The 15,306-nt window shown below is 63.7% G+C and carries 12 protein-coding genes; 6 read left to right on the top strand and 6 right to left on the bottom strand.

What is annotated here, in order from left to right; genetic code table 11:
- Positions 1-9 precede the first annotated feature (9 nt).
- The 4 genes from pimC to glpK all read left to right on the top strand — a co-directional run bounded on the left by pimC (position 10) and on the right by glpK (position 5,204).
- Positions 10-1,200: a pimeloyl-CoA dehydrogenase large subunit gene (gene pimC / locus JQ624_RS13510; protein WP_212419381.1), complete on the top strand. Its 1,191-nt coding sequence runs from the start codon at positions 10-12 to the stop codon at positions 1,198-1,200.
- A 206-nt stretch (positions 1,201-1,406) separates the two neighbouring features.
- Positions 1,407-2,549 (top strand): pimeloyl-CoA dehydrogenase small subunit, encoded by a 1,143-nt coding sequence (gene pimD, locus JQ624_RS13515; RefSeq protein ID WP_212419382.1) that lies wholly within the window; start codon positions 1,407-1,409, stop codon positions 2,547-2,549.
- Positions 2,550-2,718: 169 nt separating this feature from the next.
- A complete protein-coding gene (locus tag JQ624_RS13520; protein ID WP_212419383.1) occupies positions 2,719-3,492 on the top strand; it encodes an SDR family NAD(P)-dependent oxidoreductase in 774 nt (257 codons plus the stop codon).
- 209 nt (positions 3,493-3,701) lie between these two features.
- Entirely contained in the window at positions 3,702-5,204 is a 1,503-nt protein-coding gene (gene glpK / locus JQ624_RS13525) for a glycerol kinase GlpK (RefSeq protein ID WP_212419384.1), read from the top strand.
- A gap of 58 nt (positions 5,205-5,262) precedes the next feature.
- Here the strand turns inward: glpK and JQ624_RS13530 are convergent, their stop codons facing one another.
- Complete coding sequence (locus JQ624_RS13530) at positions 5,263-5,733, bottom strand: DUF6636 domain-containing protein (protein ID WP_249129782.1); 471 nt, start codon at positions 5,731-5,733, stop codon at positions 5,263-5,265.
- 78 nt (positions 5,734-5,811) lie between these two features.
- Between JQ624_RS13530 and JQ624_RS13535 the strand changes: the two genes are divergently transcribed.
- Positions 5,812-6,441, top strand: coding sequence for a glutathione S-transferase family protein (locus tag JQ624_RS13535; protein WP_212419385.1), 630 nt, complete (start codon positions 5,812-5,814; stop codon positions 6,439-6,441).
- 96 nt (positions 6,442-6,537) lie between these two features.
- Here JQ624_RS13535 and JQ624_RS13540 read toward each other — a convergent pair whose 3' ends face one another.
- The 4 genes from JQ624_RS13540 to metF all read right to left on the bottom strand — a co-directional run bounded on the left by JQ624_RS13540 (position 6,538) and on the right by metF (position 12,889).
- Positions 6,538-7,098 carry a group 1 truncated hemoglobin gene (locus tag JQ624_RS13540; RefSeq protein WP_212419386.1) on the bottom strand — a complete coding sequence of 187 codons (561 nt, stop codon included), beginning with the start codon at positions 7,096-7,098 and terminating at the stop codon, positions 6,538-6,540.
- 226 nt (positions 7,099-7,324) lie between these two features.
- Positions 7,325-7,987 (bottom strand): maleylacetoacetate isomerase, encoded by a 663-nt coding sequence (gene maiA, locus JQ624_RS13545; protein WP_212419387.1) that lies wholly within the window; start codon positions 7,985-7,987, stop codon positions 7,325-7,327.
- A gap of 107 nt (positions 7,988-8,094) precedes the next feature.
- Positions 8,095-11,997, bottom strand: a complete 3,903-nt coding sequence (gene metH / locus JQ624_RS13550) for a methionine synthase (RefSeq protein WP_409334322.1) — start codon at positions 11,995-11,997, stop codon at positions 8,095-8,097.
- Positions 11,975-12,889 (bottom strand): methylenetetrahydrofolate reductase [NAD(P)H], encoded by a 915-nt coding sequence (gene metF / locus JQ624_RS13555; RefSeq protein ID WP_212419388.1) that lies wholly within the window; start codon positions 12,887-12,889, stop codon positions 11,975-11,977. Before metF ends, metH begins: the two co-directional genes overlap by 23 nt.
- Positions 12,890-13,272: 383 nt before the next feature.
- On the opposite strand from metF, the gene JQ624_RS13560 reads away from it, so the two are divergent.
- Positions 13,273-14,292: an LLM class flavin-dependent oxidoreductase gene (locus JQ624_RS13560; protein WP_212419389.1), complete on the top strand. Its 1,020-nt coding sequence runs from the start codon at positions 13,273-13,275 to the stop codon at positions 14,290-14,292.
- 131 nt (positions 14,293-14,423) lie between these two features.
- On the opposite strand, the gene JQ624_RS13565 is transcribed toward JQ624_RS13560, so the two are convergent.
- Positions 14,424-15,284: a prephenate dehydratase gene (locus JQ624_RS13565; protein WP_212419390.1), complete on the bottom strand. Its 861-nt coding sequence runs from the start codon at positions 15,282-15,284 to the stop codon at positions 14,424-14,426.
- Between the last annotated feature and the right edge of the window lie 22 nt (positions 15,285-15,306).

Below are 15,306 nucleotides of genomic sequence, written 5' to 3' on the forward strand. Positions count from 1 at the left end.
GAGGATCCGATGGATCTCGCTTTCAGCAAGGAAGAAATCGCGTTTCGTGAGGAGGTGCGAGCCTTCTTCCGGGACAACGTGCCGCCGGAGACGCGGCGCAAGATGGTGGAGGGCCGTCACCTCTCCAAGGACGAGATGGTCGCTTGGTGGCGCATCCTGAACAAGAAGGGCTGGGGCGTCTCGCACTGGCCGAAGGAATATGGCGGAACGGGGTGGACCTCCGTGCAGCACTACATCTTCAACGAAGAGCTGCAGATGCACCCCGCACCCGCGCCGCTCGCCTTCGGCGTCAGCATGGTCGGTCCCGTCATCTACACCTTCGGCAACGAGAAGCAGAAGAAGCAGTATTTGCCGCGCATCGCCAATGTCGACGACTGGTGGTGCCAGGGCTTTTCGGAGCCCGGCTCCGGCTCCGACCTTGCGTCGCTGAAGACCAAGGCCGAGCGCAAGGGCGACAAGTACATCATCAACGGCCAGAAGACCTGGACCACGCTGGCCCAGCACGCCGACATGATCTTCTGCCTGTGCCGCACCGACACCAATGCCAAGAAGCAGATGGGCATTTCCTTCATCGTGTTCGACATGAAGTCGAAGGGCGTCACCGTGCGCCCGATCGAGACCATCGACGGCGGCCATGAGGTCAACGAAGTGTTCTTCGACGACGTCGAGGTGCCGGTCGAGAATCTGATCGGCGAGGAGAACAAGGGCTGGGACTACGCAAAGTTCCTGCTCGGCAACGAGCGCACCGGCATCGCCCGCGTCGGCGTCTCCAAGGAGCGGCTGCGCCGCATCAAGGATCTCGCCTCCAAGGTCGAAGCGAACGGCAAGCCCGTGCTCGAGGACCAGGGTTTCCGCGAAAAACTCGCGGCCTGCGAGATCGAGCTCAAGGCGCTCGAACTCACCCAGCTCCGCGTCGTCGCCGACGAGGGCAAGCACGGCAAGGGCAAGCCCAACCCGGCGTCTTCGGTGTTGAAGATCAAGGGTTCGGAAATCCAGCAGACCACCACCGAACTTCTGATGGAAGTGATCGGCCCGTTTGCCGCGCCCTACGACGTGCATGGCGATGACGGCTCGAACGAGACCATGGACTGGACCGCCCAGATCGCGCCGAGCTACTTCAACAACCGCAAGGTCTCGATCTACGGCGGCTCCAACGAGATCCAGCGCAACATCATCACCAAGGCGGTGCTGGGGCTTTGATTCCTCTCCCTCTCCCCGCCCCCTTCGCGGGGAGAGGGCAGGGGTGAGGGGCCTGTCTCCGCGAAGACAGTTCGTAGGATGGGTGGAGCGAAGCGATACCCATCACAACAAGACCGAACAGTGCGATGGGTTTCGCTTCGCTCTACCCATCCTACGGGTTCGTTCGATTTCCATGCCTCAGGCATGATTTGAGAGAGTAGAAGAACATGGATTTTGATTTGTCCGAGGAGCAGCGCCTTCTCAAGGAAAGCATCGACGGTCTATTGACCGACTCCTACGATTTCGATGCGCGTAAGAAGTACCAGAAGGAGAAGGGCGGCTGGAGCAAGGCTGTCTGGGGCAAGCTCGCCGAGCAGGGCCTGCTGGGCCTGCCGTTCGCCGAAGCCGATGGCGGCTTTGGCGCCGGCGCGGTCGAGACCATGATCGTGATGGAAGCGCTCGGCAAGGCGCTGGTGCTGGAGCCGTATCTCGCGACCGTCGTGATCGGCGGCGGCTTCCTGCGCCATGGCGGCTCGGCCGAGCAGAAGGCCGCGCACATCCCCGGCATCATCGACGGCAGCAAGACCTTTGCGTTTGCGCAGCTCGAGAAGAACTCGCGCTACGACCTCGGCGATGTCGCGACATCAGCCAAGAAGAAGGGTGCGGGCTGGGTGATCGACGGCGAAAAATTCGTCGTGCTCAACGGCGAGAACGCCGACACGTTGATCGTGACCGCGCGCACCAAGGGCGCGCAGCGCGACAGAAGCGGCATCGGCGTGTTCATCGTGCCGGCGAACGCCAAGGGCGTCACCCGCAAGGGCTATCCGACCCAGGACGGCCTGCATGCCGCCGACATCACGCTGACCGGCGTCGAGGTCGACGGGAGTGCCGCGATCGGCGATCCCGAGAACGGCCTGCCGCTGGTCGAGCGCGTGGTGGACGAAGCCCGCACCGCGATGTGCGCGGAAGCCGTCGGCGCGATGGATGAATCGCTGAAGTCTACCGTCGAATATCTCAAGACGCGAAAACAGTTCGGCGTGCCGATCGGCAGCTTCCAGACCCTGCAGCACCGCGCCGCCGACATGTTCGTGGCGCTCGAACAGGCCCGCAGCATGTCGATGTTCGCGACCATGGCGGCCGATTTCGACAGCGCGAAAGAGCGCGCGACCGCGGTCGCCGCCGCCAAGGTGCAGATCGGCAAGTCCGGCAAGTTCATCGGCCAGCAGTCGATCCAGCTTCACGGCGGCATCGGCATGACCCAGGAAGCCAAGATCGGCCACTACTTCAAGCGGCTGACCATGATCGAAAACACCTTTGGCGACACCGACTACCACCTCCGCCGCGTCACCGATGCGGGCGGGCTGGTGTAGGGCGCACACTCTCTCCGTCATTCCGGGGCATCGCGAAGCGATGAGCCCGGAATCCATCTCGCAACTTGCGCCGCGGCCCGATGGATTCTCTGATGTGCAATTGCACATCATAGCTCGCGACTTCGTCGCGCCCCGGAATGACGGAGCAAGAGTCAGGGAGCCAACAACAATGAAAAACACCCCGTTCGATCTCACCGGCAAAATCGCCATCATCACCGGCTCCAGCCGCGGCATTGGCCGTTCCTCCGCAGAGCTGCTCGCCAAGCTCGGCGCAAAGGTCGTGATCTCCAGCCGCAAGGCGGATGCCTGCCACGAGGTAGCCAGCGGCATCAGGAAGGCCGGCGGCGACGCCCATGTCATCCCCTGCAACATCTCGCGCCGCGAGGAAGTCGAGGCGCTGGTCACGGGCACGACCAAGCATTACGGCAAGGTCGACATCCTCGTCTGCAACGCCGCGGTGAACCCGTATTATGGCCCGCTGCTCGACATCAAGGACGAGGCCTTCGACAAGATCATGAACTCGAACGTCAAGAGCAACATCTGGCTCTGCGCGCTGGCGATCCCGCAGATGGCCGAGCGAGGCAACGGTTCGGTGGTGATCATCTCGTCCATCGGCGGCATGCGCGGCTCCACCGTGATCGGCGCCTACGGCATTTCGAAAGCGGCCGATTTCGCGCTGTGCCGCAGCCTCGCCGGCGAATGGGGCCCGAAGGGCGTCCGCGTCAATTGCGTCGCGCCCGGCCTGGTCAAGACCGATTTCGCCAAGGCGCTGTGGGAAGACCCGGAAATGCTCAAGCGCCGCACCGCCGGCACCCCGCTCCGCCGCATCGGCGAGCCCGACGAAATCGCCGGCGCGGTGGCCTACCTGGCCTCCGACGCGTCGACCTTCATGACCGGCCAGACCATCGTGGTCGATGGCGGCGTAACGACCGCGGCGACGTAGGCGGCTCTCTCCGCTGTCGTCCCTTGCGAACGCAGGGACCCAAACCGCGTTGTGCTCTCGACTCAAGCCGAGTTGGCTGACGTCTTTCGCCAAATAAAAGCCGGTGGCTATGGGTACCTGCGTTCGCAGGGACGACAGCAACATATTGACCTCCGCCTCCCAATCGGATTGCCTCTTGCGCAACCAAAACCTCCCGGGGAAGCAACGTCATGTCCTTTGTGCTGGCCATCGATCAGGGCACCACGTCCTCACGCGCCATCGTGTTTCGATCAGACATCTCCATCGCCGCCACCGCGCAGCAGGAATTCCCGCAGCATTTCCCGGCGTCCGGCTGGGTCGAGCACGAGCCCGAGGACATCTGGACCTCGACGTTACAGGTTTGCCGCGCCGCGCTGGAAAAGGCCGGCCTGACGGCCAAGGACATCGCCGCGATCGGCATCACCAACCAGCGCGAGACCACGGTGGTCTGGGACCGCGCCACCGGGCAGGCGGTGCACCGCGCCATCGTTTGGCAGGACCGCCGCACCGCGGACATCTGCGCCAAATTGAAGAGCGAAGGCCACGAGCCGGCAATTTCGGCCAAGACCGGTCTCATTATCGACCCCTATTTCTCCGGCACCAAAGTCGCCTGGATTCTCGACCACGTGCCGGGCGCCCGCGAACGCGCCGGCCGCGGCGAACTGATGTTCGGCACCGTCGATTGCTATCTCTTGTGGCGCCTGACCGCTGGCCGTGTACACGCCACCGACGCCACCAACGCCTCGCGCACGCTGCTGTTCAACATCCACACCGGCGAGTGGGACGACGAACTCTTGAAACTGCTGCGCGTGCCGCGCTCGATGCTGCCCGAGGTGAAAGACTCCTCCGCCAAGTTCGGCGACAGCGACCCCGCTCTGTTCGGCGGCTCGATCGCCATTTCCGGCATTGCCGGCGACCAGCAGGCCGCCACCATCGGCCAGGCCTGCTTCACGCCCGGCATGATCAAGTCGACCTACGGCACCGGCTGTTTTGCGCTGCTCAACACCGGCACGACGCCGGTCGCCTCGAAGAACAAGCTGCTGACGACGATCGCCTATCAACTGAACGGCAAGCGCACCTACGCGCTGGAAGGCTCGATCTTCGTCGCAGGCTCCGCCGTGCAATGGCTGCGCGATGGCCTCGGCATCATCAAGCAGGCGGCCGAAACCGGCCCGCTCGCCGACAAATCCGATTCCATGCAGAGCGTCTATCTGGTGCCGGCCTTCGTCGGCCTCGGCGCGCCCTACTGGAATCCCCGCGTCCGCGGCGCGCTGTTCGGCCTCACCCGCAACACCGGCCCCGCCGAACTCGCCCATGCCGCGCTGGAAAGCGTCTGCTACCAGACCTACGATCTTCGCGAGGCGATGCGCGCCGACTGGCCGGGAGAGAAGGCCGCCAATGTGCTCCGCGTCGACGGCGGCATGACGGCGTCGGACTGGACCATGCAGCGCCTCGCCGACCTGCTCGACGCCCCGGTCGACCGCCCGATGATTCAGGAAACCACCGCGCTGGGCGCCGCCTATCTCGCGGGGCTTTCGGCCGGCGTCTATCCCGAGCCGGCAAAGTTCGCCGACAACTGGCGGCTGGAACATCGCTTCAGGCCCAACATGAGCAAGGCGACGCGGGACCGGAAGCTTGCCGGCTGGGCGAGGGCGGTGAAGGGCGTGCTCGCGAGTGACGAGGGGGAGGGGTAGCCCCATCCGTCATCACCGGGCTAAACACCAAGCCCGGCCATGACGCAGAGAGGCGCGCTTAAAACACCTCCTGCCTCGCCCGTGCCAGCGAAAACCCGCGGCGATCCGTGTTGAAGCACGTTACGCCCGCCTGCTCCGACTTGCACGTAAACCCTCCACGCTGCCACACCTCGCCATAGCCCAACACCGGCAGCGATTTGTCCATCACGGTGTCGCCGTGGCAGAGGCGGGCGGCGGGGCCCTTGGCGTTCATCTCGAAGGCGCCGCCGTAGTCGAGGTCGCAATCGGCGGGCCGCCGCGGTTTTGTTTCCATCGCGCTGATGTCGCAGCGGAGGATGTTCTGCTTGTCGTAGTCGAAATACTGGCAGGCGATGTTTTTGGAGGGCGACTGGAAACCCGCGGGGCCGGTCTGGGCGTGCGATGGGCCAGCGATTGTCAAGAGGGACAACGCAAAGAGGGTCGCTAACTTGTGATGCATGCTCAATGTCTGCGGCTCGGGGATCGTCATGCCCGGACTTGATCCGGGCATCCATCCACCTTCAATATGATCACTTCAAAGTAGATGGATGGCCGGGTCAAGCCCGGCCATGACGAGCAGAGAGAAACCATGATCCTGATCGGCCAATTCGACTCCCCCTTTGTCCGCCGCGTTGCCATCGCCATGCGGCTCTACGGCATCGCCTTCGAGCACAAGCCGTGGTCGACCTTCGGCGATGCCGACAAGATCGCGCCCTATAATCCGCTGCGGCGGGTGCCGACGCTGGTGCTCGACGATGGCGAGGCGCTGATCGAGAGCGCGATGATCCTGGATCATCTCGACGACCTCGTCGGTCCCGACAAGGCGATGATCGCCCCGCGCGGCGAGACGCGACGGCGGCACTTGCGGATTTGCGCGCTGGCGATGGGCCTCGGCGACAAGGGCGTCAGCCTGCTGTACGAGCGCGTGCTGCGCAAGGAGAAGCAGCTCGATCTCTGGGTCGAGCGCTGCAAGTCGCAGATATCAGGCGTGCTCGATGTGCTGGAAAAGGAGCGCGCCGCGGTCAAGACGCCGTATTGGTTCGGCGAGAAGATCGGCCACGCCGATATCGCGGTCGCCTGCGTGCTGCGCTTCACCGGCGAAGCGCATCCCGCGCTGTTCGACGCGCGCTATCCCGCGCTGAAGGCGCATTCCGCCGCTTGCGAGGCGCTGCCACCGTTCCAGGAAATCGTGCAGCCGCTAGCGCCACCGAAGGGGTGAGGTGGCGCAGCGGCACGCGAGCTTGATCAATCACCGCTGGCGCGCGGCTGGCGATCCCGCCCGGTTGGCTGGCGGGATCGTCCGGACACACGAGCCTCAGCCGCGCTTGGCGGCCGCGGCGTAGCCTGCGGTGACTTCGTCCTTGTGCGCGGCGAAGGCCGCCAGCACTTCGGCCTTTTCGCGCTTCGGGACTTTTGCGAAATCCAGCGACCGTCCGAGTTCGGCTGCGACCTCGTCGAATTCTGCCGGTGAGATCCGCAAGTCGCGGTGGGCCTCCTCGAGGCCAAGCGGCGTCGTGCCGGGTTTGGTAGCCGTGAACTGGAACGGTCCGCCTGAAACGTTGCAGACCCACAGGGTCCGCTGGAACTTGAGGCCGGGCAGCCTTGCCAGGTTCTTGGTGTGCCATTCCTTCAGCCGCGGGTTTTTGGACTTCTGACCGACGACAGGGTTCTTCACGACGGCGTCGCTGAAGTGATCCACGACCGCCGCGATGGCGAACACGCCGCCGAGCCGTTCATACAGGCTCTTGTCAGGCTTGGTTTGCTGGGCCTGAGCGTAAGCATTATTGCCCCGTGCCAAAGTGATCGGGGCGGCAGCCAGCGCCAGCCCGGCGACCACGCGTCGTCTGGTAATGGAAGTCGAATGAGCCTTTGCCATTGGGTGCCTCCTTTGGGTGGAATTGTCGTCCAGCTCGGCATCGTCCGGTGCGAACGGGTCTGTCCGCAATGCCCGCGTGACGATCTCCTTGCTGCCCATCGGATGCGATTTAGGGCGAAAGGTTCCTGACAAAACGGCTATGGCGGCGCAATGCGGCAGCGTCCTGCCAAAGGTTGTTCTTGAAGAGCAGCGATTATCGGCTAAGCCCGGGTAACGCGTAAGGAACTTACGTCTTCGGCCGCATCGCCTCCGGCGTATCCGGCTGCGCCAGCGGATGCGCTCTTGCAAATTCCGGGAGCGCCATTGCGGTCTCGAAGATGCGCTTCACGGTCGGGTAGATCTTCAGATCGATCTGCTGGTTCAGCGCGACCGTGACATGCCCCACCATGCAGACATCCGCCAGCGTCGGCGCATCGCCATGACAAAACCGGCCGGTGTCCTTGTTGTCAGCCAGATGCCCCTCCAGCGCCGCCAGCGTTTCCACGATCCAGTGCCGCCGCCACGCCGCCTGCTGGGTGTCGCGCAGGTTGAGTTCGTGGTCGAGATAGCGCCGCACCCGCGGCGTCAGCAGCGGATGGCCTTCGCAGGCCACCATCAGCGCCAGCGCGCGGACGCGGGCGCGGCCGGCGATATCGGCGGGCAGCAGCGGCGGGGAGGGATATTTCTCGTCGAGATATTCGAGGATGGCGAGCGACTGGAACAGTGTGGTGCCGTCATCCTCGACCAGCGCCGGCAGCGCCATCTGCGGATTGATGCGGCGATACTCGGGGTCGCGATGGGCGTTGGCGTCGAGATCGACGAAGATCACTTCGGCCGGAACGTTTTTCAGATTGAGCGCGATGCGCACGCGAAAACTCGCCAGCGATCGCCAGAAGGAGAAGAATTTCATGGGAGAGCCTCGGGCACTGTGTCATGCCCGGACTTGATCCGGGCATCCATCACCTTCGTGAGACTCTTGTGAAGATGGATCACGGGGTCAAGCCCGGTGATGACAAATCAGGCCCCCACGGCCTTCTTGCGCCACGACAGATGCACGGCGCAGGCACAGCCCGGAGGATGCGAGGCCAGATCCGTGGAGGTAACGTCGTTGGCAGGGACGGCCGCGATGGGCGCTGGCGCTTTCGAAGCCTGCTCCTGCGAGGGAATGTAATTCAGCACCGGCGCCAGCCAGCGCTCGGTCTCGGCCACACTCATGCCCTTGCGCGCGGCGTAGTCCTCGACCTGGTCGCGCTCGATCTTGCCGACGCCGAAATAGAAGCTTTCGGGGTGCGAGAAATACAGTCCCGAGACCGACGAGCCCGGCCACATCGCAAAGCTCTCGGTCAGGACAACGCCGGCGGTGTTTTCAGCGTCGAGCAGGCGGAACAGCGTCGCCTTCTCGGTGTGATCGGGCTGCGCGGGATAGCCAGGCGCCGGGCGGATGCCGGCATATTGCTCCAGGATCAGTTGATCTGCGGCCAGCGCCTCGTCCGGCGCATAACCCCAGAATTCCTTGCGGACGCGCTGATGCATCCGCTCGGCAAAGGCCTCCGCCAGACGATCAGCCAGCGCCTTGCACAGGATGGAGGAGTAATCGTCATTGGCGTTCTTGAAGCGGTTGGCGACCGCGTCCTCGCCGATTCCGGCCGTGACCACGAAGGCGCCGATATAATCAGGCACGCCGGACGAGGCGGGCGCGATGAAGTCGGACAGCGCGGCATTGAAGCGGCCCTCGCGCTTCTCCAGTTGCTGGCGCAGCGTGTGGAAGGTCGCGATTTTTTGCTTGCGGCTGTCGTCGGCATAGACGGCGATATCGTCGCCGTCGGCATTGGCCGGCCAGAAGCCGATGGTGGCCCGCGCCGTGAACCATTTCTCCCGGACGATGAGATCGAGCATCTTGCGCGCGTCGTCATAGAGCGAACGCGCGACTTCGCCGATCTTGGGGTCGTCGAGGATGGCCGGAAAGCGTCCGGTCAATTCCCAGGTCTGGAAGAACGGTGTCCAGTCGATGTAATCCGCGAGCTCGGCAAGGTCGTATGCGTCGAAGCTCTTGGTGCCCAAAAACGCCGGCTTCTTCGGCGGCGTCTTGGCGAAGTCGGCCTTGACCGCGTTGGCGCGGGCGTCGGCCAGCTTCAGCCGCTTCTTGTCCGCCTGGGCGCGGAAATGCGCCGCGGATATTTTGGCATATTCGGCGCGGATGTCGGCCGCATAGGCCTCGCGCCGGTCGGGCGAGAGCAGCGACGACGCCACGCCGACGGCGCGGCTGGCGTCGTTGACATGCACCACCGGCCCGCCCTTGTAGTTCGGCTCGATCTTGACGGCAGTATGGACACGGCTGGTGGTCGCGCCGCCGATCAACAGCGGCATCTTCATGCCCTGCCGCTCCATTTCGCCGGCCAGAAAACTCATCTCGTCGAGCGAGGGCGTAATCAGCCCGGACAGGCCGATGATATCAGCGCCTTCCGCCTTTGCGGTCTCGATGATCTTGGCCGCGGGCACCATGACGCCGAGGTCGATCACCTCGAAATTGTTACATTGCAGCACGATGCCGACGATGTTCTTGCCGATGTCGTGGACGTCGCCCTTCACGGTCGCGAGCACGATCTTGCCGGCGGCGTTGCGGCCGTCGCCGGTCACGCCGTTCGCAAGGTTGCGCGCCTTTTCCTCCTCCATGAACGGCATCAGATAGGCGACCGCCTGCTTCATCACCCGAGCCGACTTCACCACCTGCGGCAGGAACATTTTTCCGTCGCCGAAGAGGTCGCCGACGATGTTCATTCCGGCCATCAGCGGGCCTTCGATCACGTTCAGCGGCCGCTCCACCGTCAGCCGCACGGCTTCGGTGTCCGCCTCGATGAATTCGGTGATGCCATGCACCAGCGCATGCGAGAGCCGCTTCTCGACCGGCCATTCGCGCCAGGCGAGATCCTGCTCCCTGGTCTGCTTCTCCTTGCCGCGGAATTTTTCCGCCAGCGCCAAAAGCCGCTCGGACGCGCCGGGGTCGCGGTTGAGGATGACGTCCTCGCACACCTGGCGCAGCTCGGGGTCGATGTCGTCATAGACGATCATTTGCCCGGCATTGACGATGCCCATGTCCATGCCGGCATGAATCGCATGATACAGGAACACCGAATGCATGGCCTCGCGCACCGGCTCGTTGCCGCGGAACGAGAACGACAGATTCGACACGCCGCCGGAGATGTGCGCATGCGGCAGGTTCTGGCGGATCCAGCGCGTCGCCTCGATGAAGTCGACGCCGTAATTATTATGCTCTTCAAGTCCCGTCGCGATCGCAAAGATATTGGGATCGAAGATGATGTCCTCAGGGGGAAAGCCGACCTCGTCAACCAGGATGTCGTAGGCACGCTTGCAGATCTCGGTCTTGCGCGCGAACGTATCGGCCTGTCCGGCCTCGTCGAACGCCATCACTACGACAGCGGCGCCATGGCGGCGCGCGATGCGGGCCTCGTGGATGAATTTCTCCACGCCTTCCTTCATGGAGATCGAGTTCACCACCGGCTTGCCCTGAACGCATTTCAGGCCGGCCTCGATCACGTTGAATTTCGAGGAATCGACCATCACGGGCACGCGGGCGATGTCCGGCTCCGCGGCGACGAGGTTGAGGAAGGTCACCATCGCGGCCTCGGAATCGAGCAAACCCTCGTCCATGTTGACGTCGATGATCTGGGCGCCGTTCTCGACCTGGTCGCGCGCGACCTGCAGCGCTGCGGTGTAATCGCCCGCCGTGATCAGCTTGCGGAATTTCGCCGAGCCCGTGACGTTGGTGCGCTCGCCGACATTGACGAACGGGATCGCCGGCGTCAGTTCAAACGGCTCAAGGCCCGAGAGCCGCAGGCGTGGCTCGATCACTGGGACGACGCGCGGTTTGTGCGGGGCGACCGCGGCGGCAATCGCCGCGATATGGTCCGGCGTGGTGCCGCAGCAGCCGCCGACGATGTTGACGAGGCCGGCCTCGGCAAACTCGCCGATCAGCCGCGCCATGTATTCGGGGCTTTCGTCGTACTGGCCGAATTCATTGGGAAGTCCGGCGTTCGGATAGGCGCAAACCAGGGTATCGGCGACGCGGCCGATGTCGGCGATATGGGCGCGAAGGTCTTCGGCGCCGAGTGCGCAGTTGAAGCCGATCGTGATCGGCTTGGCGTGCCGCACCGAATTCCAGAACGCTTCCGGCAATTGTCCCGACAGCAGGCGACCGGATTTGTCGGTGATGGTGCCGGAGATCATCACGGGCACGTCGATGCCGCGCGCTTCGGTGATTTCGGAGATGGCGTAGAGCGCCGCCTTGGCGTTGAGCGTGTCGAAGATGGTCTCGACCAGCAGCATGTCGGCGCCGCCGTCGAGCAGGCCGTTGATCTGTTCGCCATAGGCCTTGCGCAAATCGTCGAAGGTGACGGCGCGATAGCCGGGATTGGAAACGTCGGGCGAGATCGAAGCGGTGCGGTTGGTCGGGCCCAGCGCGCCCGCGACGAAGCGCTGTTTGCCGTCCTCGGCGCTGACGCGTTCGGCCGCGGCGCGGGCGAGTTTTGCACCGTCGCGGTTGAGTTCATAGGCGAGGTCCGACATGTCGTAGTCGGCCTGCGCGATCGAGGTCGAGGAGAACGTGTTGGTGGCGACGATGTCGGCACCAGCGCGCAAGTAAGCGGCGTGGATATCCTCGATCGCCTGCGGCTGCGTCAGGATCAAGAGGTCGTTGTTGCCTCTGATGTCGCGATGGAAGTCTGCAAAGCGCTGCCCCCGAAACGCGGCCTCGTCATATTGCAGGCCCTGGATCATGGTGCCCATGGCGCCGTCGAGCACCAAAATGCGTTCGCGGGCGGCGGCGAGCAGGGCGGTTCGCTTGGGCGAAACCTTGGACGAAATCTTGGCGGTCATCGGATCAGGCGGCTTTCTGTGCGCCATTGGGGCGGATACCCAGCAGATGGCTGATCGCAAACACGAGGTCCGCGCGGTTCATGGTGTAGAAATGAAAGGTATCGACGCCGTGCTTGGCGAGCTTCTGCACCTGGCCGGCCGCAACGGTGGCGGCAACCAGCTTGCGCGTTTCGGCGTCGTCGTCGAGGCCGTCGAACTTGTCCGCCAGCCAGTTCGGCACGGTCGTTCCAGCCCGGGTCACGAAACTCCGCGCCTGCTTGAAATTGTGCATCGGCATGATGCCCGGCACGACCGGGATATCGATGCCACGGGCGCGGACGCGATCGAGGTAGCGGAAGTAGAGGTCGTTATCGAAGAACACCTGCGTGATGGCGCGCGCAGCGCCGGCATCGACCTTGGCCTTCAGCGTGTCGATGTCGGCATCGATGGTCGGGCTCTCCGGATGTTTTTCGGGATAGGCGGAAACCGAGATCTCGATATCGGGATAGCGCTTCTTGATGCCTTCGATCAGGTCGGGCGAGCTCTGATAGCCGTCCGGGTGGGCATGGTAGGCTGTGCCGATGCCGGTGGTGGGATCGCCGCGCAGCGCCACGATGTGGCGGACGCCGATCTCGTGATAGCGCGCCACCACGTCGTCGATCTCGCCCTTCGGCGCGCCGACGCAGGTCAAATGCGCCGCCGGCGTCAGGCTGGTTTCTTTCAGGATGCGGGCGATAGTCGAGTGGGTGCGCTCTCGGGTCGATCCCCCCGCGCCATATGTCACCGATACGAAATTCGGCGTCAGCGGCGCCAGCCGGTTGATGGTCTCCCACAGGCTCCGCTCCATCTCTTCCGTCTTGGGCGGGAAGAACTCGAAGGAAATCTTTGGCGAATGCAGCGCGCGATGGCCGTCGAAAGCGGGGGGCGTAACATCGGTCATGGCACTTCACAAAGCTCCGAAAGAATGGGCAGGCTTCAGGCCTAGCGGCCGGCAGCTAAAATAAGCCAAACGAGGCTGGCTCAACAGCCCATCTGAGATGGGAAGTGGCCCAATATAAGCAGAAATATACGGAATAGAGACCGTATCAGACATTTGGTGGGCAGCGAGCGGCGATGTAATTATGTAACGAAAACAGCAAAATAGTGGCGGTCTGGCGATCTTGTCGATGATGAATCTGGTGGGCAGGATGGAATTTTGCTAAATCTGTTACATATCGTCCCACTCGCGTCTTGCGGTACGACACCTCCTTTCCCCACAAGCGCGGGCCTGATCTGCGCCAGCCGGGCCTTTGTCGCCCTCGATTGCCGCACTAGTTTACGGCCATGATTCCGCTTTCAGTCCTCGACCTCTCCGTCGTCACCACAGGCACAAAGCCCGCCGCCGCGCTGCAGAACAGCATCGATCTGGCGCGCCATGTCGATGGGCTCGGCTATGTCCGCTACTGGCTCGCCGAGCACCATAATCTGGCCTCGGTAGCGAGCCCCGCGCCCGACCTGATGATCGGGCAGATCGCGGCGGTGACGAAGAATATCCGCGTCGGCTCCGGCGGCGTGATGCTGCCCAACCACGCGCCGCTGGTGGTGGCCGAGCGCTTCAAGATGCTGGAGGCGCTGTTTCCCGGCCGCATCGATCTCGGCCTTGGCCGTGCGCCCGGCACCGATGGCGCCACCGCGCACGCGCTGCGCAGCCGGCTCGATCGCCGCGAAGGCGACGATTTTCTTGAACGCTTAAGTGAACTGGTGTTGTGGGAGACCCGCGATTTCCCGCCCGGCCATCCCTACAACAATGTGGTGGCGATGCCGGACGATACGCCGCTGCCGCCGATCTGGCTGCTCGGCTCGAGCGATTACAGTTCGGAACTGGCCGCGCAGGTCGGCATGGGCTTCGCATTCGCACATCATTTCGCGTCCTATGACGCGGTCGCGGCGATGACCAACTACCGCGACCATTTCAAGCCATCCGGCTGGCGCGCCACGCCGCACGGCATTCTCGCCGTCGCTGCCGTTGCCGCCGAAACCGATGCGGAGGCCGAAAAGCTAGCCTCCTCGATGGACCTCAACCGCCTGCGCCGCGACCGCGGGCAATACCTGCCGTTGCCGAGCGTCGAGGAAGCGCTGGCCTATAATTATAGTGACGCCGAGCGCGCCTCGGTCATGCGCAACCGCTCGCGGCTGTTCGTCGGTAGCCCGGCGACCATCATGGCGAAGCTGCAGCCGATGATCACGGCAGGCAAGCCGGACGAGTTGATGATCATCACTGCGGTGTACGATCACGACGCGCGAAAGAAATCGTATAGTCTGTTGGCCGATGCGTTCGGATTGGGCAAGAAGGTTGCCGCATAAGAACTGTCGTCCCTGCGCACGCAGGGACCCATACCGCGTGATCCATCGATAGAGCAGTATCCCCGATACCTTCTAACGCAACTGCGTTCGGTGGCTATGGGTCCCTGCGTTCGCAGGGACGACGAGCCACCTTAGTCCTGCGCCCCGCTGAATGTCGCCCGGAACGGGTGGCCGGGATAGACCCCGACGATGCGGAATTCACGCGAGAAGAACTTCAATTCCTCCAGCGCGAAGGCGAGGCCCTTGTCCTCGGGATGGCCGTCGACGTCGGCATAGAATTGCGTGGCGGAGAATTCGCCGTCGACCATATAGCTTTCCAATTTCGTCATGTTGACGCCGTTGGTGGCGAAACCGCCGAGCGCCTTGTAGAGCGCGGCGGGCAAATTGCGCACCCGGAAAACAAAAGTGGTGACCAGCGGTCCCGACCCCTGCTTGGCCCAGTTCGCCTCGCGCGCCAGCATCACGAAGCGCGTGGTGTTGTGGGTCTCGTCCTCGACGTCCTCGGCCAGGATATCGAGGCCGTAGATTTGCGCCGCCAGCCGCGAGGCGATCGCGGCAACGCTCTTGTCCTTGCGTTCGGAAACGTCGCGCGCGCTGCCCGCGGTATCGGCCGCGACGATCGGCTTGATGCCGAGCTTGCGGATGATGCGCCGGCACTGGCCGAGCGCGTGGACGTGGCTCTCCACTGTCTTGATATCGGTCAGCTTGGCTCCGCGGATCGCCATCAGTTGATGCCGGATCGGCAAGAACCATTCGCCGACGATGAACAGGCCGGACGCCGGCAGCAAATGATGGATATCGGCGACGCGCCCGGCCACCGAATTCTCGATCGGGATCATGCCGAGGTCGGCCTCGCCGGAGGAGATCGCGGACAGCGCGTCCTCGAAGGTCGCACACGGCAACGGCTCGGCGTCGGGATAGGCCTCGACGATGGCGATATGGGAATTGGCGCCAGGCTCGCCCTGGAATGCGATTTTGAGCTTTTTAGTCATGGCGGGCCTTTTAGCAGCCGGT

Source organism: Bradyrhizobium sp. AUGA SZCCT0283, from assembly GCF_018130385.1.
Taxonomy (GTDB): domain Bacteria; phylum Pseudomonadota; class Alphaproteobacteria; order Rhizobiales; family Xanthobacteraceae; genus Bradyrhizobium.

Coding starts and splice junctions, on each gene's coding strand:
- pimC (WP_212419381.1), top strand. CDS start 10: ATGGATCTCGCTTTCAGCAAGGAAGAAATCGCGTTTCGTGAGGAGGTG.
- pimD (WP_212419382.1), top strand. CDS start 1,407: ATGGATTTTGATTTGTCCGAGGAGCAGCGCCTTCTCAAGGAAAGCATC.
- JQ624_RS13520 (WP_212419383.1), top strand. CDS start 2,719: ATGAAAAACACCCCGTTCGATCTCACCGGCAAAATCGCCATCATCACC.
- glpK (WP_212419384.1), top strand. CDS start 3,702: ATGTCCTTTGTGCTGGCCATCGATCAGGGCACCACGTCCTCACGCGCC.
- JQ624_RS13530 (WP_249129782.1), bottom strand. CDS start 5,733: ATGCCCGGATCAAGTCCGGGCATGACGATCCCCGAGCCGCAGACATTG.
- JQ624_RS13535 (WP_212419385.1), top strand. CDS start 5,812: ATGATCCTGATCGGCCAATTCGACTCCCCCTTTGTCCGCCGCGTTGCC.
- JQ624_RS13540 (WP_212419386.1), bottom strand. CDS start 7,098: ATGGCAAAGGCTCATTCGACTTCCATTACCAGACGACGCGTGGTCGCC.
- maiA (WP_212419387.1), bottom strand. CDS start 7,987: ATGAAATTCTTCTCCTTCTGGCGATCGCTGGCGAGTTTTCGCGTGCGC.
- metH (WP_409334322.1), bottom strand. CDS start 11,997: ATGGCGCACAGAAAGCCGCCTGATCCGATGACCGCCAAGATTTCGTCC.
- metF (WP_212419388.1), bottom strand. CDS start 12,889: ATGACCGATGTTACGCCCCCCGCTTTCGACGGCCATCGCGCGCTGCAT.
- JQ624_RS13560 (WP_212419389.1), top strand. CDS start 13,273: ATGATTCCGCTTTCAGTCCTCGACCTCTCCGTCGTCACCACAGGCACA.
- JQ624_RS13565 (WP_212419390.1), bottom strand. CDS start 15,284: ATGACTAAAAAGCTCAAAATCGCATTCCAGGGCGAGCCTGGCGCCAAT.